The sequence below is a fragment of the Treponema sp. C6A8 genome, from assembly GCF_000619925.1.
Classification (GTDB): Bacteria; Spirochaetota; Spirochaetia; order Treponematales; family Treponemataceae; genus Treponema_D.
Genome location: NZ_JHVB01000005.1, coordinates 154,371 through 173,372, shown reverse-complemented (window position 1 = coordinate 173,372; position 19,002 = coordinate 154,371). Strand labels below are relative to the sequence as shown.

Sequence of the window (19,002 nt, the reverse complement as noted above, 5' to 3'; positions counted from 1 at the left end):
GGCTAGCGCCCTATTAATGTTCCCTTAAAAATATCTGCTAAAAGTTTTACCTGAGGCGGAATTTCCTTTTTTACATCACCGGCGGCTGCCTGCATTTTTTTCAGCGCCACCTGCAGCGTAACAGGGCTTCCTGCAACTGAGCTCAACTCCGCATTAATAACGGCTTCTTTCTGCTTAAAAATGGAAATATCATATTCAGAGTACAAATCAGCCTGAATGATGATTACGCTGCGGTCGCCGTTACCCTGACTGTTTCCTGATTTCCAGTCCGAGGTCTTCTGCAAGGTAGATGCAGCAAAACCGTCCTTGGTCGAAAGGCTCTGAATCACGTTCTCGCGGAATTGTGAAAGAGAAACCGGGCCGGAAGACGTAAGAATTTCTTTAACGGCAGCTTCCCCTGCCCCGGCTGGCGGCATAGGCGCAAGATTTCCGGCTGCAAATCCCGAGCCGTCTTCATCAAACTCGTCGCCATAAAAAGGTTCTGGCGGCGGCTCATCTATATTTGACCAGTTATCGTCGTCAAGTTCTGCCTCTGCGGCGCTCTGAGCGTCGTTAGGGTCATCAGGATTAAAAGAATAGCCAAAATTGCCCTCAGACTCTGCCGCAGTAATAACCTGATCCGGTTGAATCTGAATTGTCTGAGTAGAAACGTTAATTTTTAAGCGCTCATCAAGCTCTTTTGGCTGTTCATCTGCCTTGTCCATTGTTTGTTCAGGCGGCAATGAACTGAAACCGCCATTAGAAAAAGGGTTTTCTTCTCCTTCTGGAGCCCCATCCCCGCCGGGCTCACCCTCATCCGGGTAATTCTCCGGGGCATTATCAAGCATGGAAAGACGCGGAAGTCCGTGCGGAATTGAAGAGGCACTGCTGCTTTCAGGCTGGCTGCCCTGCGCGTTCAAGGGATTTTGTACAGCCGCTTGAGTTTGAGCCTGGGCAGGAGCTGCCTGAGTTTGTGCCGCAACCGGCGCCTGGGAAGGCACTTGCGGCTGTGCAAACATCATCTTTTCCTGCTGTACTGGAGCATTTCCCCCAGAGCCCAGCAAAAGCTGCTGTGCCGCATCAACTGCCTTTTTAACTTCCACGTTAGAAACATACTGGCCAATCCAGCAGAGTCGGCTGAAGGCCAGTTCAAGTTCGTAACGAGGAGAAAGTGAATAACGGATGTCGCGGTAAAGCTGAAGGAAAATGCAGAGGGCGCGCTCAACCTGAATATTGTTCCAGGCATTAAGCACGTCGCGGCTGTAACGTTCAGGAGAGTTTCCCAAGAGCGACTCTTTAGTAACGCCGCTCTTAATTAAAAGAAGCGAGCGCAGGTAGTCGGCACAGTTAGAAATAAGCTGTTCGATAGAAATACCGCCCTGCAAGAACTCATCCAGAAGATTAATAACGGCATCTGTCTGATTTTTAGCACAGGCTTCAAAAACGGTGTTCAGGCGTTCAATGCCGACAAGACCAAGCTTATCGCGGATTTTTTCGTAAGTAATGTGACCGTCACTGAAGGCAACAACCTGGTCGAAGAGAGTATAGGCGTCGCGCATAGAACCGGTTGATTCTCGTGCAATCCAGAAGAGAGCTTCGTCATCAGCCTGAATATTGAGTTCCGCAGCTGCCTGGGCAAGACATTCCTTTACCTTGTCGATTGCAACAAGGCGGAAATTGAACTGCTGACAGCGGGACTTAATTGTTGCAGGAACCTTCTGAAGTTCAGTAGTAGCAAAAATAAAAATTACGTATGGAGGCGGCTCTTCAATAGTTTTAAGCAATGCGTTAAAAGCCGAAGTCGAAAGCATGTGGACTTCGTCGATAATGTAAATCTTATAACGGCAGTTGCTTGGAGGGAAGAGAACTTCATCCTTAATCTGACGGATATTTTCTACACTGGTGTTTGACGCACCATCGATTTCTATAACATCAAGGCTTGAGCCTTTTGTAATTTCCTGACAAGCCGAACACTGGCAGCAAGGATCAGGAGTTGGTCCGTTCTGACAGTTGAGTGCCTTTGCAAGAATTCGCGCAGTAGAAGTTTTTCCACATCCGCGCGGGCCGGAAAAAAGATATGCATGAGCAATCTTTCCGGACAGTATTGAGTTTCTTAAAGTTTCGGCAACAAATTCCTGACCAACCAAATCGCCAAGTCTCTGCGGCCTCCTTCTTGTAGCTGTTACTTCGTAAGACATGAATTCATTATAGAGTAATTTCTAAAAGGTGCAAAGAGAAGTATTTAAAAAATGCGCAAGGGAGCAGAGCGTGATTCAAAAACACTTTGTTTGTGGCGGTCGCGAAAGCGGCCAGTCAAATAGTTTCTAAACCACAAACAACGTGTAGCGCATTATTGCGCGGTTTTGAAGCAGGCTCTGCGACCGGAAGCATTTTTAGTAGTCGCTTTTAATCATTTACTATATTATGTACTTATGAAAACTTCCGGTGAATTCCTAATCTTCTTACTATTGCTTATAACCAACGGCCGCGTTTTTTTTGTAGAACAGCGCAAAGATTCCATTGTACTGCTTTCACCAGTCGCCTTTATCCTTTCCATTTTTCAGATTGTTTCCTGGGGCTTTGATATTTTTACAGGCCTGGGGTTCGTGCTCGCCCTTCTGGTTCTGCTTTCAAACTTCCACGCCCTCTACCGATATTTCGAGCGCCTCTACGTTGACCACTACACCGTCCGTATGTACATCTGGGCAATTTCCACAACCCTGGTAAGCATTGCAAGCCTTGCCTTTCTGCTTTATTTTGCCCCTTCGACACCGCTTACAAACCGCCACGTAAATAAAAATGCCCCGGACATAAAAATAACAACCGAGCGATACAACGGAGATTTCAGAGGCGGATTTATTGAGGCAACTGCCTTACAGAAAACTAACCTTACCCTTTATACATTTAAAAAAGAGGAGAAATCGCCTTCGGCGCCGGGGGATTATGCAGTCATTAACTCGCAAAATCAAACACAATCGCCGGTCATTCTATTCTTTCCGGATAAAAGAGCGGAAACCTACCATTACGTGCCTTACTTCCTTCAGCTGGCAGAGCTTGGCTATACAGTTATCAGCTCGGACATAAACACCGCCGACAGTCTCTGGCTCCACAATTTCTTTGACAGAAGATGCTTCCGCCGCTTTGGAATGGTAGCTTCAAGCCTGCACGATAAATTCAAATTCAACTCACAGACAGAATTTTACACCTACAATTATTCCCTTGAATGCAATGCCGTTTTTAAGCTTTTGAGCCAGAAATTTCCTGCTGACACAAAATACATTCTTGCCAGCGATTTTCTTGCAAACACTGCAATTCAGGATTTCCAGAAAACCCACCCTGAACAGGTTGCAGGTCTTTTCTATATGAATGAACTTGATTCTTCCGTTTACAAGACACCGGGCTACGGTTTTGTAGACTACACAGATCCTCTTCTGGCAGCAATTTTTGAAGTTGACCGCGACAAAAAAGGCGAAAACTCAAAGCGAGCTGCAATTCTTACAAAGGAGAAACTTAATGACCTTAAACCAGCTGAATGATTATTTTAATTCATTCCTTAAAAAAGAAGATTTCAGCCGGGATATTTCGCTCAACGGAATTCAGATTCAAAACAGCGAACCGGATAAAAAAGAAATAAAAAAGGTTGCCTTTGCAGTAGACGCCTGCGAAGCAACTGCCCGCCTTGCCGCAGAAGCCGGAGCAGACGTTCTTTTTGTTCACCACGGACTTTTCTGGGGCGGCTGCCAGACAATCACAGGAAGTTTTTACAAGCGGATTTCAACCTTTATAAAGAATGATTTAGCCCTTATCGGCTATCACATTCCGCTGGATGCCAACATTCCTTACGGAAACAACGCTGGCCTTGCGGCGCGTATCGGACTGAACCTTGATAAGGTTCAGAGGTTCGCTGAATGGCGCGGGATGGAAATTGGACTTTGGGGAGAATTGCCGGCGCCCCTTACAGTAGAAGAGCTGGCAGAAAAGGTTCTTGCTCCTGGCGAAAAGCCGCTTGCAATACTTCCCTTTGGTAAAAAGGAAATCCGCACGGTCGGAGTCTGCTCTGGCGGCGCCACCGAAGATGTAGAAGCGGCCATCGAACTTGGTCTTGATGCCTACATCACCGGAGAAACAAGTCATGAGCTTTACCACTATGTTGAAGAGTGCGGAATCAATATGATTTCCGGCGGCCACTATCAGACAGAAACACTTGGCGTAAATCTTGTAAAGGAAAAGCTTGAAAAAGAGACCGGCATTGAATGTATCTTCATCGACTTGCCGACAAAACTTTAAAGTAAAGCAAAAAGAGGTTATATTTACACTATGACAAAAGAATTAAAAAATAAACTTATACCGCTTTCACTTGCCCTGCTTGTAATTATTTTAGATCAGATTACAAAGGCGTTGATTGTTGCAAACATTCCGCCTTACACAATCGGAGCACAGTTTTTTGGAGATTTTCTCCGCATAATTCACGTAGCAAATAAGGGTGTAGCCTTCAGTCTTGGAGCCGGCTGGGGACAGAGCCTGCGTCAGATTGTATTTTCTTTGATGCCGCTTTTGGTTGTAATAATTGTTATCCGCGTTTACTTCCGCAACAAGGATTTTACCCAGCTTCAGCGCTGGACAATCATGGGAATTGCAGGCGGAGGACTCGGCAACATTATTGACCGCATTTTCCGCTCAGAAGGCGTAATTGATTTTATTGACGTAAAATTCTACGGACTTTTCGGCTTGCAGCGCTGGCCGACTTTCAACGTTGCAGATGCCGCAGTTGTAGTATGCGGAATATTACTTTTTGCATCATTTGTTTTTACAAAAAAGGAAGGTAAATAATGATAGAAAATGCTGATTTTTCACCGGAAGAACTTGAACGCCGCAAGCACGACAAAATTGAATACCGCAAAAAGCAGCGCGCTTCAAATATTTTTGTACTTGCTTCAACTTTGATTCAGATAGTAGAAACTCTGATTATTCTTTGTATTCTTCTCTGGTCAGACCTTATGATTATGTTTAAGGTCATTAAAATTGATAATGAAAGCGGCCCAACAATCCTTCAGCTTTCTTTCTTCATTTTGTTTTTTGTAGGCCTGGTTCTCGGATTTTTCGCCTACAAATACACAATGAAATTTATCGTAACAAAATTTGATTTAAGCGGAAAACTGCTAGATACTACTATTGAACACTACAAATTTATTAAGAGGAAGAAATAATGGCAAAAATAGGCATCATTGGAGCAATGGAAACAGAAGTAAAAATGCTCCGTTCAAAACTTGAAAATCCTGTAAGCACAGATTATGCAGGACTTACATTTTATGAAGGTACAATTAACGGCAAAAATCTTGTAATTGTACGCAGCGGTGTTGGTAAGGTAAATGCAGCACTTTGCGCTCAGGCACTGGCACTTAAATTCGGCACTGACAAAATCATCAACACAGGTATTGCCGGCGCAACAGGCGGCGGACTTAAAGTATTCGACTTTGTTGCATCTACAGAAGCTGTTTACCACGATATGAACATTGAATTCTTCGGCTATAAGCCAGGCCAGGTTCCGGGCATGGAACCGGAATTCAAGGCAGACCCTGCAATGGCAGATGCTGCTGTAAAAGCTTTTGCAAACACAAAATTTGCAGGCGAGCATAAAATCCTTAAAGGAAGAATTGCTTCCGGCGACCAGTTTATTTCTGATACAGGCGTAAAAAATAAGATTAAGGAAGTTTTCAATCCTCTTTGTGTAGAAATGGAAGGCGCTGCAATTGCCCACGCCTGCACATTAAACAAAGTGCCTTTCCTTATTCTCCGCTGTATGAGCGATATGGCAGATGATGCCGGAGAAAATACTTACAACTTCAATGAAGATTCTGCCGCTGAATGCAGCGCTCAGCTTGTACTGGAGCTTATAAAACTTCTCTAATAATATAGATGAATATTCTTGCGAAATTCAAAGAAACAGCGGTCTCAGTTCTGCCGGTCATTCTGATTGTACTGGCTCTGGGACTCACAGTTGCTCCGCTTGAAAAACTTTTTCTTGTCCGCTTTGTGATAAGCGGCCTGCTTTTGATTTTCGGGCTTACCCTCTTTTTGCTCGGCGTTGACCTTAGCATTCAGCCCATGGGCGAACGTTCGGGCGCAGCGCTGACGGCAAAAAAGAGCCTGCCCCTTCTTTTGATAACAGCCTTTGTAATCGGTTTTATTGTAACGGCGGCTGAACCTGACATTCAGGTTTTCAGTGACCAGGTAAAAGGCGTTTTTTCCTTTGTAAACAAAAATATTTTCACTTTTTCAATTGCAATCGGCGTGGGCATTTTCATTATGATTGGCCTTTTGCGCACGGTTTTAAAGCTTTCACTTAAAATTACGCTTTTAATTTCCTACATAATGCTTTTTGCGGTTTCATTTTTTGTTCCAAACGCTTTTATCGGAATCGCCTTTGATTCTGGGGGAGCGACAACCGGCCCTATGACGGTGCCTTTTATCATGTCACTGGGAATTGGTGTTGCCCGCGTTATGACTTCTAAAGACGAAAACTCAAGCTTTGGACTTACAGGAATTGCAAGCATTGGACCTGTACTGGCCGTTTTGATTTATGGAATTATAAGCTTAAATTCTTCCTCAGGCTGGGAGACTGCAGCGGGGGCGGCTGCTTACCTTGCAGAAAGCGGCGGGGAGATTGTGGGGGACGGCGTGGCAGCTCAGTTTGCGGCCGCCACCGTTTCATCTTTGTTTAGAGAAATCTTTCACGAGGCCCTGCTTTCTATTCTGCCGATATTTGCGCTTTTTGTAATTTTCCAGCTCTGGCTTTTGAAAATGACGGCGCGGCAGGTGACAAGAATCGTGATTGGTTTTATTTACTCTTTTGCCGGGCTGATAATTTTTCTGCATGGTGTCCACGGCGGATTCTCACAGGCTGGGGCGGAACTTGGCAGGATTTTGGGACAGAACGCGATGAACTTTGGCGGCGGCTGGTACGTACTTTTGATTGTAACGGGCCTTATTCTTGGGGCAATTATCGTTTGCGCTGAGCCGGCAGTCTGGGTTTTAAGCGAGCAGGTTGAGCAGGTTTCGGGCGGTACAATTAAACGAAAGATGCTGCTTGTTTTTCTTTCGGTGGGAACTGCGATTGCGATTGGAATTGCCCTCTGGCGGGCCGTAAACGGATTCAGTTTGAAGACGGTGCTTATTCCGGGTTACGCCCTTGCCATGCTTTTGATGATTTTCTGCCCGACTATGTTTTCCGGCATTGCCTTTGACTCGGGTGGAGTTGCGTCGGGACCGCTTACTTCCACTTTTGTGCTTTCCTTTACGATTGGAGCGGCCAACGGCGGTTCGGGCGAAAGTGAATCTTTCGGGGTGATTGCCCTGGTTGCCATGATGCCTTTGATTGCAATTCAGATTATGGGAATTGTATTTAAAATGAAGCAAAAACGTACAGAAGGAGTGGTTCAGAATGTTTAAACTGATTGTAAGCATTGTTCCCCATGACTGCGGCGAGCTGATTACCAGCGCGGCGGCGGCAAAAGGAGCTGGCGGCGGCACGATTATGATGGCCCGCGGCACGGCGCAGAGCAATATCATTCAGCTTCTGGGACTTGGTGATACTTCTAAAGATATTGCTTACGTAATTGTAGACGACTCAATTTATGAAGATGTCCGCAAGGAAATAATTGCGGGCACGGAAAATAAGAAAAAAAGCTTCGGCGTATTGTTCAGCATAAATATAGGCGATTTTATCAAGGCAGGAAGTACCGGGGATTTTACCGGGGCAGAAAAGGCTGTCAGCAAGGACAAGGAAGGTGAAGAAATGAAATACACTGTTGTAAACGTAATCGTAAATAAAGGCTATGCAGACGACGCAATGGCAGCAGCAAGAAAGGCTGGCGCTGGTGGCGGCACGATTTTGAGCGCGCGCGGAACTGCAAAAGAAGGCGACGCTAAATTCCTTGGAATGGAGATTGTGCCGGAAAAAGACCTATTGATGATTGTCGTGCCGTCAGAAAACGCCGACAATATCGTCCAGGCTATAAAAGACCTTCCATGCATGCAGAAGGCTGGCAGCGGAATTATTTTCTGCAGCAAGGCCCACGACTTCACCCTGCTGGGAAAAAACTGATGTCATTATTGAACTGACTTCCTGTCATAATCCTGCCGACATCCTGTCATCATACTGCTGACACCCTGTCATTATCGGGCTTGACCCGATAATCTATTTCTTCCTCATAATAATCATAGTCATGTCGTCATTGATTTCCTTACCGGAACGGAACTGCTTCAAATAACGGTTGATTGCCTTTACCTGCTCATTGACCGGAAGCAGGGCGGTTGCATCAATCTGTTCCATAAAAGCCCTGGTAATAAAACGCTCGCCCTCATGGTTTTCAGAATCAGAAATTCCATCTGTATAAAGAACGATTTCATCGCCCCTTGCAAAAGTCACAAACTGAGAATAATAATAAACCGGGAAGCCCGCAATACCAATTGAGCCGCCAGGATATTCACCAGCCTTTTCTATAAAGGAGGCTTTTTCGTTCTGCTTTCTGTAAACAATAGGATAAGGATGGCCCGCATTTACAATTTCCAGCTGATTGCCTTTTATGCGGATTAAAATTCCAGTCAGATAATTCTGAATCTTTCCCTTTTCTGCAATTACCCTGTCATTGATGGTATTCATTACTTCCCAGAGTTCCAGATCCTTCAGATTGTTGAATTCCTGCTGAATGATGTTTTTTACAAGCATTGTAACAAGACCACTGGAAATTCCGTGACCGGAAACATCAAAAATACCAAGGCCTTTTACGCCGTCATTTGTTTCATAAAAATCGTAAAGGTCGCCGCTTACACCAGCCAGAGGACGGTTATAATAAGCAATTTCCCAGCCTTCAATTTCTACATTATCATGCCTGTAAAAGTTCTGCTGAATAAAAGCCGCAAGACGAATTTCCTTTTCAAGATTATCGCCGTGCTTTTTTAATTCCTCTTCCACCGTATGGACGACGTAGGTATAAAGCAAAATTACAACGATGATCATTGTAAGACTTAGAATGACATTCACCATGCGGAAGGAAAGCAGAACATTAGGATGCTGAATATATCTTGTCTGAAAGTGAACAAAGCAGAGGGTGAAGAAAATAAGAGTCGTAATCGCAGTAAAAACAGCCGAAATCTTAAAATCTTTCTCAAAAATAAGATAAGGAAGGGTTCCTATCAAAAAGATAAAAAATTTAAAACTTGTGTAAGAGCCCAGGCAGTATTCCGCAAAAATCTGATGAATCGTAACCTCAACTGAGGCAATCAGATAAAGAAGGACATAGGACTGGTGTTTTGGAATCAGAATCAAAAGAACAGTAAAAAGACTGACGCTGAAAATATTGAAGAAAAACATTGGATAAACATGAAGAACTCCAAAAATAATCAGAACCGCAATATGGTAAATAAGGGCAAAAAAAGTCGTAAAAAACGCAATCAGTTCTGAACGACCGTGAGGAGTAGATAATTTTTCCTGGTTTATCAAATTAAACAACATTTTGGCAATATATTTTAACACATTTTTTAAATAAAACGATAAAATTATCGTATGAATTTGAAAAATATTGTAATAATTTTGGATCATCCTGATGAAGCCAGAAACATCGGTTCTGCATGCCGGGCTATGGCAAATAATGATATTAAGGAACTTCGCATTGTCGGAAAACGCGAAGATTATGATGCTGAAAAAGTTCACGTTCTTGCAATTCATGCCGCCTACATTTTTGATAATGCAACTTTTTATGAAGATATAAATGCCGCCACCGCCGACTGTTCTTTGAGTGCCGGAACAACCCGCCGTCGTGGTAAAAACCGAAAAGGAAAGCTTTTGCTGCCCGAGGAATTTGCAGAATTAGCTGATGAGATTACTGGACGAGAAAATGCAGCTGACAAGGAGTCAGCGTCATCTGCCGGCGGCAAGGTCGCCGTAATCTTCGGCAACGAGCGTACCGGCCTGACCGACGACCAGCTTGATATGTGTACCCTGGGCGTTGCAATTCCTTCTTCCAGGGAATTCGGCTCCCTCAATCTTTCCCACGCCGTTCAGATTATCTGCTATCATCTTTTCCGCCAGAATATGAAATCCAGCGGTAAAACCGACGCAGGCTACACCCCGCTCACCCTGGAACGCCTGGACAAAACTGTTACAAACATCACCGACAACCTTCAGAAAATCGGCTTTTTCAAACTGGCTGGCCGCCCCGATATGGAACGCTTCTGGAGAAGTCTTTTAGCCCGCGCCGCTCTTTCAGAAAGCGAGGCTCAATATATAGAAAAAACATTTACAAAAATGGCAGGGTTATCTGGAAAAAATAAGTAATCAAAAAAATTAGCGCGAGGGAGCAACTTTTTTTTGTTTTTATGCATAGAAACACTTGCAAATTTTTCAGACTTAAGTTATATTAAAATTATGAAGGCAAACTTAAACTTCACATCTCAAACTTCTCAGAAATACGGTACAAAGTTGGCTTACTTTTACTATTACTGGTATTATTTCTTCTCTTCTGGGTTCTTTGGTATGTGCCGTTAATGTAAATGAAACTTCATTAAATTAAGGTAAATACAAGGGAACTCTAAAAAGAGTTCCCTTTTTTTATTGCAGGTTGATAATCTTATATCAACCTGCAAAACGATTGTGTCAAGGCTTTAAGCGAAGCGTGCCTTGACCAAGCGTATATACGCGGGCGCCCCCATGGCAGCCTATCGCACTGTAAGGAGTAACAAAAATGATTATTACATTGAAAAAAGGAGCCACACAGGCGCAGACAGAAGGACTTATTGCCAACCTCAAGGAAAAAGGCTTTGGTGTTCACGTTTCAAAAGGCGAAAGCATGACCATTCTGGGCTTGCTGGGCGACACTTCCAAGGTTGATCCTGACGACTTTCTGGGCATGGACATTGTAGAAAAAGCTGAACGCGTATCGGCACCTTATAAAATGGCAAGCCGTGCCTTCCACCCACATAACACCGTAATCGAAGTAGGCGGCGGTCAGGCTGGCGTAACTCCTTGCACAATCGGCGACGGAAAATCAGTTGTGATTATCGCAGGTCCCTGTTCGGTAGAAAGCGAAGAACAGATTATGGATGCAGCCCGCGCTGTAAAAAAAGCAGGGGCACGCATTCTTCGCGGCGGCGCTTACAAGCCACGCACTTCTCCTTACAGCTTCCAGGGCCTGGGCGCAGAAGGAATCAAACTCCTTGAAAAAGCAAAAGCAGAAACAGGACTCCCAATCTGTACAGAACTCATGAGCGCAAGCGAACTCAAATACTTTGAAAACATCGATATGATTCAGATTGGTGCCCGCAACTTCCAGAACTTTGACCTTCTTAAGGAAGTCGGCAAAACTCACAAACCGGTTCTCCTTAAACGCGGACTTTCCGGCACAATCCAGGAGCTTTTGATGAGCGCAGAATACATCATGGCAAACGGTAACGAAAACGTAATTTTGTGCGAACGCGGAATCCGTACCTTTGACGGCTACACCCGCAACTGCCTGGACGTTAGCGCCGTTCCATACCTTCACAAATACACTCACCTCCCGGTTGTTCTCGATCCTAGCCACGCCTGTGGAATCCGCTGGATGGTAGGAGCCCTCGCCTGCTCTTCAGTTGCAGCCGGTGCAGACGGCCTCGAAATCGAAGTTCACTGCAACCCTGAAAAAGCCCTGAGCGACGCCAGCCAGCAGCTGACCCCTCCACAGTTCGAAGAACTCTGCGACAAGCTTAAGAAGTATGCCGCAGTGGAAGGACGAACAATATAAAATCAGGGGATGGGGAAAGCCTTCCCCTCGCTCGCACTTCGTTGCTCGCTACCCCTTCTAGCGGGGGACACCCCCGCAACGCCCCCAGGAGAACTTATGAAAAACTTAAACACACTTACATACGGAATTGTCGGACTCGGTATTATGGGCGGTTCAATCGCCAAGGCCATCCGCCAGAACATACTCTGGCAGAACGGCTCAAAAGGCCAGATTCTCGCCTGCAACCGAAGTACAGCCTGCCTTTCTCAGGCAACCGCCGAAGGCATTGTTGACGGCATCTACACCTCCGATGAAGTTCAGGACATGCTTCCCCTCTGCGACGTGCTTTTCATCTGCCTTTACCCACACGCCACCCTGGATTTTATCCGCGATAATAAGGAATATTTCAAATCAGGTTCAATTATCACCGACATCAGTGGTGTAAAAGGCATTTTTGAAAAATCCATGCCTGAAATTCTCCGCCCCGACGTAGATTTCATCATAGGACACCCGATGGCAGGCGGCGAAAAAGAAGGCTACGCCCATTCATCAGCACAGTTTTTCGTAAATCATAATTATATTTTGATACCCCAGAGCTACAACAAACCCGAAAATCTCGATGTAATGAGAAACCTCATCACCCTGATGGGCTTTACAAGAATCACCGAAACCACCTGCGACATCCACGACTACAAAATCGGCTTCACAAGCCAGCTCTGCCATGTAATCGCAAGCGCCCTGGTAGAAAGCGCCCAGGACGAAGGCATCACCGCATTCGGCGGCGGCAGCTTTGAAGACCTCACCCGCATCGCCATGATAAACGCCCCACTCTGGACAGAACTTTTCATCAGCAACAAGGAAAAATTAGTCCAGCACATAGACAACTTCCAGAAAATGATGACCGAGTTCCGCACCGCCATCCAGACCGAAGACGCCGAAACTCTCAAGGCTCTTCTGGAAGACACCCGTGAGAAGCGAATGAAGATGGGAAGCATAAGAACGGTGGTAAGATAAGTTTATAAGAAGTTTAATTTATTCCACCAGCGAAAAGCCATGATTATCATTCTTTTTAGGCTCTGGCTTTTCTTCGCTTACTCGCGGCTTAGTATGAACGTCGTTATTTTCTTTCCAGTAATCAAGAATATTGCTCAGGGTAACTAAAGCCGCATTAAGAGGCATTTTCAATTCTGCATCCACATTCAGGGCTTCAAAAGCATCAAAGAGTTCATTGTAAGCGTCATTTGCACGCAGGTATTTGTTTGTTGATTCAACACTCATATTTAGCCTTTTATTCCCTTAATTGCATTTCCCTCATCAAGCAAAACAACCTTTGGCTGCCAGTCGTCGGCTTTGGCTTCGTCGATTGTGGTATAAGTTACGATAATAACTTTGTCGCCCACGCAGGCTTTGCGGGCAGCGGCACCGTTCAGGCAGATTTCGCCTTTTTTGCCGGGAATGATGTAAGTTGAAAAGCGTTCGCCATTGTTGACGTTGAGAATGTCGACTTTTTCCCAGTTGTGCATGCCGGCTGCCTTGCACAATTCTGTATCAATACTTATCGAACCCTCATAATTCAAATTAGCGTCTGTAACAGTCGCTCTGTGAAGTTTTGCTTTTAAAACTGTAATATCCATCTTATTTCTCCAAATTTAATTCCAGTGCCTTTTTAATTCCAAGGAGCACAAGCTCAGGGCACATTTCGTCAAACAGGTCATCATCACCAAAAATGCGCGAAAAACCACCTGTTCCAATTATATAAGGTTTTTCACCTTTGAAAACAGTCTGCTCAAACTGATGTGTAAGCTCCTTAACGGCACCAAGATTTCCCCAGTAAAGTCCAGACTGAATCGCTTCAATTGTTGAAGTTCCGCAGCTTCTGTCAGGCTTAGCGATTTCTACAATCGGAAGTTTAGCTGTTCCGCTCGCAAGCGCTTCCACACTGATTTTCATGCCCGGCATGATTGCACCGCCAAGATATTCCTTTTCCGCAGTAACAACGTCGATTGTGGTAGCCGTGCCCATATCAATTACAATCAGATTTTTACCAGGATGCAGAGACATAGCTCCAATAGCAGCGGCAATACGGTCGGCACCGATTTCCTTAGGGTTGGCATATTTGAGTTTGAGACCGGTCTTAATTCCCGCCTGAATAAAAAGCGCCTTCTGGTAAAAATATTTTGCAAATGCGCTGGAAAGCGAATAATTAATTGAAGGCACAACGCTGCACACGCCAATCTGTTCAACCTTCTGCCAGCGGAAGCCGTTTTCGCGAATCACCGAGCGAAAAAACAGCCCGATTTCATCAGAAGTCGTACGCGCGCTGGTTGTCTGGCGGAACTGAAGCACAAGCTTTCCGTCCTCAAAAAGTCCGCCCGTAATCTGTGTATTTCCAACATCAACTGTTAGTGTCATTTTCCCTCGCTTGCGAGCCCCAAAATTGCCTGGGCAAGCCCGCTCAAACTTTCGCCTTCTTTTGCAACTTCCAGAGAACGGTTCAAAATCTTAAACTTATGAAGGGCACCCTTTATCTCGCTCAAATCATTTGAAACAACAAAGTCAGGCACAAGATTTTTATTCTGATGGGATGAAAGTATCTTCTCCACCGCCAGTTTTCTGGCTTCTGGACTCGCGTTACTTGTGAGTTTAAATGCAAACACACAGGTCTTATCTCCCGCCCAAAGTTTCAGACTGTCCACAAGTTTTGGGTTCTTCTTCATCCGTACCCAAAGCTCCGCTCCTGCCGGCACTTTACTTACTTCTCCACAAGCATAAGTTTTTCCGTCAACTACAAGCTCATAAGGCGAGTAGTCACTTACGGCAGCCGCATGAACTATCAAATCATAAGCACCTATGCGGCATTCGTTTTCAAGACAGACAGCCAGCTGGGCAAAAGTTTTGTATGTCAAAAGGCGGGCTTTTTCTGCCTTTACCGCACGTTCAGAAACAATTTCACAAACCTCGTGCCCCTGCCCCGCAAAATAATCCGCAAGAAAAGCAGAAGTACGGCCTGTAGAAAAATTGCAGACTGCACGTACGTTATCAATAGGCTCTTCTGAGCCACCACCGGTAATTAAAATCTTCATAAAACCTCATTAATAAACGAGTTCACCTAAAAAAGGCTTCCGGTCACAGGGCATTTTGCAAAACCGCGCCATAAGGCGCTACACGCTGGTTGTTGCAAAGAAACTATAATACTGACCGCTCACGCGGTCACAACAACCAGAGTGTTTTTGCAAAACGCCCTGCTCCCTCCCGCCTTTTTATACTTTTCCCCTTCTTTTTAAGAAAGCGCTTTTTCGATAAATTCTAATGCTTCCGCAGGCTCCAAGAGTCTTCCCACACCGGTAGTGCCGCAGGCAAGTTCGCCTTCCCCGCAAGGAAGAATCTGAGCGCCCCAGCCTTTAAGCTTTTTAAGGCTTTCCTGAACGCTTGGATGACGGAACATATTTGTATTCATTGCAGGTGCAATCAAAAGCGGCTTTTCAAAATTATTGGCAAGGCAAACAGCGCCAAAAAGATCGTCTGCAAGCCCGCATGCAAGGCGGTTGATTGTATTTGCGCTGCAAGGGTAAGAAATAATCAAATCTGCCCAGTTCTGCGCAAGATGAATGTGCGGAATAGGGTCGTCGTTACCAAACATAGAAGTTTCAAGCTTATTGTGGCTCAAGCCTTCAAAGCTGGCAGCCCCAACAAATTTAAGAGCATCTTCGCTGGCAATTACACGCACATTGTAGCCGTTTTTTGTAAGCAGGCTTGTAAGCGCGCAGGCTTTGTAGCAGCTGATTGAACCAGTTACATGCAATAATATATTTTTACCCATATTAATCTACCTTCCAAGGCAAAAAAAAAGCTCCCGGTCGTATAGCATGATTCAAAACCGCGCCATAAGGCGCTACACGCTGGTTGTTGCAAAGAAACTATAATACTGACCGCTTTCGCGGTCACAACAACCAGAGTGTTTTTGAATCACGCAACACTCCCTCGCGCATTTTTTTTGCCTTATAGCTTAAATTGCAATATTATCTATTAATCTAACTTCCTCTAAGAACACTGCCGCATACAAACGGCCATCCTTCTTAGTAACGTAATCTACTTTAAATCCTGCAGCTTCCAGCTTCTTCGCAATTTCTTCTTCCGAACCGCCGGCTGCCATAATCTCGTGAAATTTTGGAGCAAGAGCAAGTCCAGCAGGGCTCAATTTTCTGTTACGGCTTGAAATTGCAAGACCGTTTTCTTCGCGAACTATCGGACATGGCACAAGCTGAACATCCATAAAGAAAGCCTTAACCATTCCGTCCAAAAGTTTATACTGCTGGAAGTCCTTTTCACCAAAATAAGCGCGTGTCGGCTTTACAATATTCAAAAGCTTCATTACAACAGTCAGAACACCGTCAAAGTGACCAGGTCTCTTAGCTCCGCAAAGCTCCTTGCTGAAGTCCTTTTCTGTCAGCATATATTTGTAGTCATCCGGGTACATAACCGGGTAAGTTGGTGCAAAAAGATAATCAATGCCAGCCTTTTCCAAAAGAGCGCAGTCGTCATCAAAATTTGCAGGGTAAGTTTCCAAATCCTTCTTGTCGTTAAACTGAGTAGGGTTCAGATAAACACTTGCCACGCTGATATCGTTTTCTGCAATCGCACGCTTCATCAAAGAAAGGTGACCGTTATGCAGGCCGCCCATAGTAGGCACAAAACCAACGCTCTTATCACCAAAAGTTTTTCTAATCTCTTTAAATTCTTCAACAGTCTTTATAACTTTCATTTTTCTACTCCTACTTCTGCAAAGGTTGTAATTTTATCTACAATCTTGCAGTTCTTCTAACCTTTGCTTAACTTCCGCAAGCGGAAGTTGCTGCAATTCTATTTTATCTCATTACCAGCCGGGAAGGCTGCATTGTGTACATCCGCACTGTACTGATTCAGCGCGCCCTTAATCAATTCAAGTCCGTTCAAATACTGGCGAACAAAACGAATCTTAAATCCGCTCATGCCAAGCATATCAAACAAAACAAGAACCTGACCGTCACACTCAACGCCAGCGCCAATTCCAATAGTTGGGATTGAAACTGCCTTAGTGATTTTTGTCGCAAGTGCCGCCGGAATACATTCCAGAACGATTGCAAAACAACCAAGCTTTTCTGCGATTTTTGCTTCTTCAATTATTTTTTCAGCGGCTTCGTCAGTTTTTCCCTGCATCTTGTGACCGCCGAATGCGTTATAAAACTGCGGAGTCAATCCAAGATGAGCCATAACAGGAATTCCGCTCTGAACAAGATGAGCAACAATATCTTCCTGCCCGAACATACCTTCAATTTTTACAGAGTTAGCGCCCGCCACTAAAAGCTGACCTGCACAGTCAGTTGCATGCTCAATGCCCTTGCGGGTTGTCAAAAATGGCATGTCAGCAACAATATATTTATCAGGCGCACCATTACGAACACTGCGGGTATGCTCAACCATCCATTCCATTTTTGCAGGAACAGTAGTTTTTTCGCCGTGCATTACCATAGAAGCACTGTCGCCAATCAAAATGCAGTCAATGTCCGAATCGTTAATAATCCGCGCAAATGTCGAATCATAACAAGTGACCATAGAAATTTTACGATTTTCACTTTTCCACTTTGGGAAATCAAGAGTTGTCATAGTACCTGTCCTCCATTGGATCATGCCCACTTTGCAAAACTTTCAGTTTTACAAAGTTACGAGTTTGCTTCGCAAACATCGCTTACAACTTTATTTTAAGAATATGAATGTAGAATCCGAATCTCAGCTTTGAAAAAGTCTAAGTTCGCTGATATATAATAGAATTCTGAAGAAGATTTTGCAAGAAGCAGGAAAATTCGGAAATATTGGCGTAAAAACTCTCTTTCGTTATAATTCGCTTAGCTATGATTTATAAGAAAGGCCTTTTTGGGAAAATCTCTCCTAAAAAAGATACTTACGGCAAATTTAAGAATGACCTGAAACATGATTTCGAAAACAATTCTAATGCCTATATGGCGGGAAGAATTAAAGCCTTTCATTTTTATGTTGGAATTATATTTGTCTGGTGTATTTATCTTTTGCTGGATATTTTATTTGGAATAAAGATAAAAGTTAGAAAAGGTGATGTCCTTATGGCTTTTCTTGTCGTATTTGGCTTTCCTGCTATCTTTGGCATTATTAAAGTCTTAATTTTAGATCCATTTTTTGATACTTTCAGCTACACCATAAAATGGTTCTTTGCCATTTTTACAGCTATTCTTATTGCTTTTTTGGCTTACTACACGACATCACATTAATCCTGATATCCCGCGAATCTCATTCATAACCCGCTTTTTATCTGCAGTCCACTCCGGGGCAATTAAGATACGTTTTGGCGGGTCACCGGTAAGACGGTGAACAACCATATCTTTCGGCAATAAAGGAAGAGCCTTTCGCAGTAAGTCATAATATTCTTCTTTTTCCAGCGCCTTGAATTTTCCGGCGCGATATTCTTTGGCAAGGTCAGTGCCTTCTACCACGTACAAGACCGTGATTTTTATTCCATCAGTGCCGCCAGCCACCGCCAGCTTCACCGTCTCCATCATATCGTCAGTACCATCTCCCGGCAGCCCGAATATCACGTGCGTAACTACATGAATTCTACCGCCCGCATTCTCAGCAGCCTTATGCAGTCTGTCAACAGCGTTCGTATAAACTTCATTCTTAAATCCCCGTCTGCAATAGTCTGCCGTCTTTTCATTTGCAGTCTGTAAACCAAGTTCAATCTGAACAAAAGTCCGCTCACTAAGTTCCCCTAAAAAGGCCAGCATCCCCTCGCTCAAACAGTCAGGCCGTGTTCCAATTGCAATTCCCACAACATCCGGCGCAGACACTGCCTTTTCAAACAAAGCAAAGAGCCGCCCTTCATCACCGTCCGCACCGGCGTAAGTATTGGTAAAATTCTGAAAGTAAACTATAAATTTTTTAGAAACCTTTTCTCCGCGAGCTGCCGCACGGGAAAACTTACTCTCTACAAGAGCCTTTGCCTTTTCTATCTGTTCTTCAATCGCAAGATTCCGCCCCGGAATAAAATCGCCACTGCCATTCTGACTGCAAAAAATACAGCCGCCCCGCCCCAAGGTTCCGTCACGGTTGGGACAAGTGCAGCCTGCATCAAGGGCAATTTTGTAAACTTTCTGAGAAAAAATCTTCTTATAAAAATCTGAAACAAAAATCATAAAAAAAAGCAGTCTGTGCTTCCCTGTAAAAGTCTTACACAGACTGCTATTTTATATTAATTTAT

At 44.4% G+C, this 19,002-nt stretch carries 21 protein-coding genes; 11 read left to right on the top strand and 10 right to left on the bottom strand.

Translation table 11 applies throughout. The features are described from left to right. Positions 1-2: 2 nt before the first annotated feature. A complete protein-coding gene (gene dnaX, locus T530_RS13650) occupies positions 3-2,177 on the bottom strand; it encodes a DNA polymerase III subunit gamma/tau (protein ID WP_038073821.1) in 2,175 nt (724 codons plus the stop codon). A gap of 234 nt (positions 2,178-2,411) precedes the next feature. On the opposite strand from dnaX, the gene T530_RS0105745 reads away from it, so the two are divergent. The 7 genes from T530_RS0105745 to T530_RS0105715 are packed head-to-tail and all read left to right on the top strand — an operon-like array spanning position 2,412 to position 8,083. Beyond that, a complete protein-coding gene (locus T530_RS0105745) occupies positions 2,412-3,515 on the top strand; it encodes a hypothetical protein (protein ID WP_156011550.1) in 1,104 nt (367 codons plus the stop codon). Beyond that, positions 3,493-4,266 carry a Nif3-like dinuclear metal center hexameric protein gene (locus tag T530_RS0105740; RefSeq protein ID WP_027728188.1) on the top strand — a complete coding sequence of 258 codons (774 nt, stop codon included), beginning with the start codon at positions 3,493-3,495 and terminating at the stop codon, positions 4,264-4,266. Before T530_RS0105745 ends, T530_RS0105740 begins: the two co-directional genes overlap by 23 nt. Positions 4,267-4,296: 30 nt before the next feature. Further along, complete coding sequence (gene lspA, locus T530_RS0105735; protein ID WP_027728187.1) at positions 4,297-4,809, top strand: signal peptidase II; 513 nt, start codon at positions 4,297-4,299, stop codon at positions 4,807-4,809. Continuing rightward, positions 4,809-5,186 carry a hypothetical protein gene (locus T530_RS0105730; protein ID WP_027728186.1) on the top strand — a complete coding sequence of 126 codons (378 nt, stop codon included), beginning with the start codon at positions 4,809-4,811 and terminating at the stop codon, positions 5,184-5,186. The genes lspA and T530_RS0105730 overlap by 1 nt, the downstream gene beginning before the upstream one ends. Further along, positions 5,186-5,887 (top strand): 5'-methylthioadenosine/adenosylhomocysteine nucleosidase, encoded by a 702-nt coding sequence (locus T530_RS0105725; RefSeq protein WP_027728185.1) that lies wholly within the window; start codon positions 5,186-5,188, stop codon positions 5,885-5,887. The genes T530_RS0105730 and T530_RS0105725 overlap by 1 nt, the downstream gene beginning before the upstream one ends. Before the next feature lie 8 nt (positions 5,888-5,895). After that, the gene (locus tag T530_RS0105720) at positions 5,896-7,428 is read left to right on the top strand and encodes a DUF1538 domain-containing protein (RefSeq protein WP_027728184.1); all 1,533 of its coding nucleotides are present in this window, start codon (positions 5,896-5,898) and stop codon (positions 7,426-7,428) included. Beyond that, entirely contained in the window at positions 7,421-8,083 is a 663-nt protein-coding gene (locus T530_RS0105715; protein ID WP_027728183.1) for a P-II family nitrogen regulator, read from the top strand. The genes T530_RS0105720 and T530_RS0105715 overlap by 8 nt, the downstream gene beginning before the upstream one ends. 93 nt (positions 8,084-8,176) lie before the next feature. On the opposite strand, the gene T530_RS0105710 is transcribed toward T530_RS0105715, so the two are convergent. After that, positions 8,177-9,493: a PP2C family protein-serine/threonine phosphatase gene (locus T530_RS0105710; RefSeq protein ID WP_027728182.1), complete on the bottom strand. Its 1,317-nt coding sequence runs from the start codon at positions 9,491-9,493 to the stop codon at positions 8,177-8,179. 51 nt (positions 9,494-9,544) lie between these two features. Here T530_RS0105710 and T530_RS0105705 point away from each other — a divergent pair, with 51 nt between their 5' ends. From T530_RS0105705 to T530_RS0105695, 3 genes are all read left to right on the top strand, one after another. Continuing rightward, a complete protein-coding gene (locus T530_RS0105705) occupies positions 9,545-10,315 on the top strand; it encodes an RNA methyltransferase (protein WP_027728181.1) in 771 nt (256 codons plus the stop codon). A 406-nt stretch (positions 10,316-10,721) separates the two neighbouring features. Then, entirely contained in the window at positions 10,722-11,756 is a 1,035-nt protein-coding gene (gene aroF / locus T530_RS0105700; RefSeq protein ID WP_027728180.1) for a 3-deoxy-7-phosphoheptulonate synthase, read from the top strand. A gap of 96 nt (positions 11,757-11,852) precedes the next feature. Further along, positions 11,853-12,749, top strand: coding sequence for a prephenate dehydrogenase (locus T530_RS0105695; RefSeq protein WP_027728179.1), 897 nt, complete (start codon positions 11,853-11,855; stop codon positions 12,747-12,749). Between the two features lie 18 nt (positions 12,750-12,767). On the opposite strand, the gene T530_RS0105690 is transcribed toward T530_RS0105695, so the two are convergent. From T530_RS0105690 to panB, 7 genes are all read right to left on the bottom strand, one after another. Next, entirely contained in the window at positions 12,768-13,013 is a 246-nt protein-coding gene (locus tag T530_RS0105690) for a hypothetical protein (protein WP_027728178.1), read from the bottom strand. A gap of 2 nt (positions 13,014-13,015) precedes the next feature. Next, on the bottom strand, positions 13,016-13,369 hold the full coding sequence (panD, locus tag T530_RS0105685) for an aspartate 1-decarboxylase (protein WP_027728177.1): 354 nt from the start codon (positions 13,367-13,369) through the stop codon (positions 13,016-13,018). Between the two features lies 1 nt (position 13,370). Beyond that, on the bottom strand, positions 13,371-14,147 hold the full coding sequence (locus tag T530_RS0105680) for a type III pantothenate kinase (protein WP_027728176.1): 777 nt from the start codon (positions 14,145-14,147) through the stop codon (positions 13,371-13,373). Beyond that, on the bottom strand, positions 14,144-14,818 hold the full coding sequence (locus T530_RS14685; RefSeq protein WP_051537848.1) for a phosphopantothenoylcysteine decarboxylase: 675 nt from the start codon (positions 14,816-14,818) through the stop codon (positions 14,144-14,146). The genes T530_RS0105680 and T530_RS14685 overlap by 4 nt, the downstream gene beginning before the upstream one ends. 197 nt (positions 14,819-15,015) lie before the next feature. Then, positions 15,016-15,555 (bottom strand): flavoprotein, encoded by a 540-nt coding sequence (locus T530_RS0105670; RefSeq protein ID WP_027728175.1) that lies wholly within the window; start codon positions 15,553-15,555, stop codon positions 15,016-15,018. A 186-nt stretch (positions 15,556-15,741) separates the two neighbouring features. Then, entirely contained in the window at positions 15,742-16,497 is a 756-nt protein-coding gene (gene panC / locus T530_RS0105665) for a pantoate--beta-alanine ligase (RefSeq protein ID WP_027728174.1), read from the bottom strand. Positions 16,498-16,595: 98 nt separating this feature from the next. Continuing rightward, a complete protein-coding gene (gene panB / locus T530_RS0105660; RefSeq protein WP_027728173.1) occupies positions 16,596-17,378 on the bottom strand; it encodes a 3-methyl-2-oxobutanoate hydroxymethyltransferase in 783 nt (260 codons plus the stop codon). A 245-nt stretch (positions 17,379-17,623) separates the two neighbouring features. Between panB and T530_RS0105655 the strand changes: the two genes are divergently transcribed. Continuing rightward, positions 17,624-18,016: a hypothetical protein gene (locus T530_RS0105655; RefSeq protein ID WP_027728172.1), complete on the top strand. Its 393-nt coding sequence runs from the start codon at positions 17,624-17,626 to the stop codon at positions 18,014-18,016. Here T530_RS0105655 and T530_RS0105650 read toward each other — a convergent pair. Then, positions 18,008-18,937 (bottom strand): TIGR01212 family radical SAM protein, encoded by a 930-nt coding sequence (locus tag T530_RS0105650; protein WP_027728171.1) that lies wholly within the window; start codon positions 18,935-18,937, stop codon positions 18,008-18,010. The genes T530_RS0105655 and T530_RS0105650 overlap by 9 nt on opposite strands. Positions 18,938-19,002: the final 65 nt, after the last annotated feature.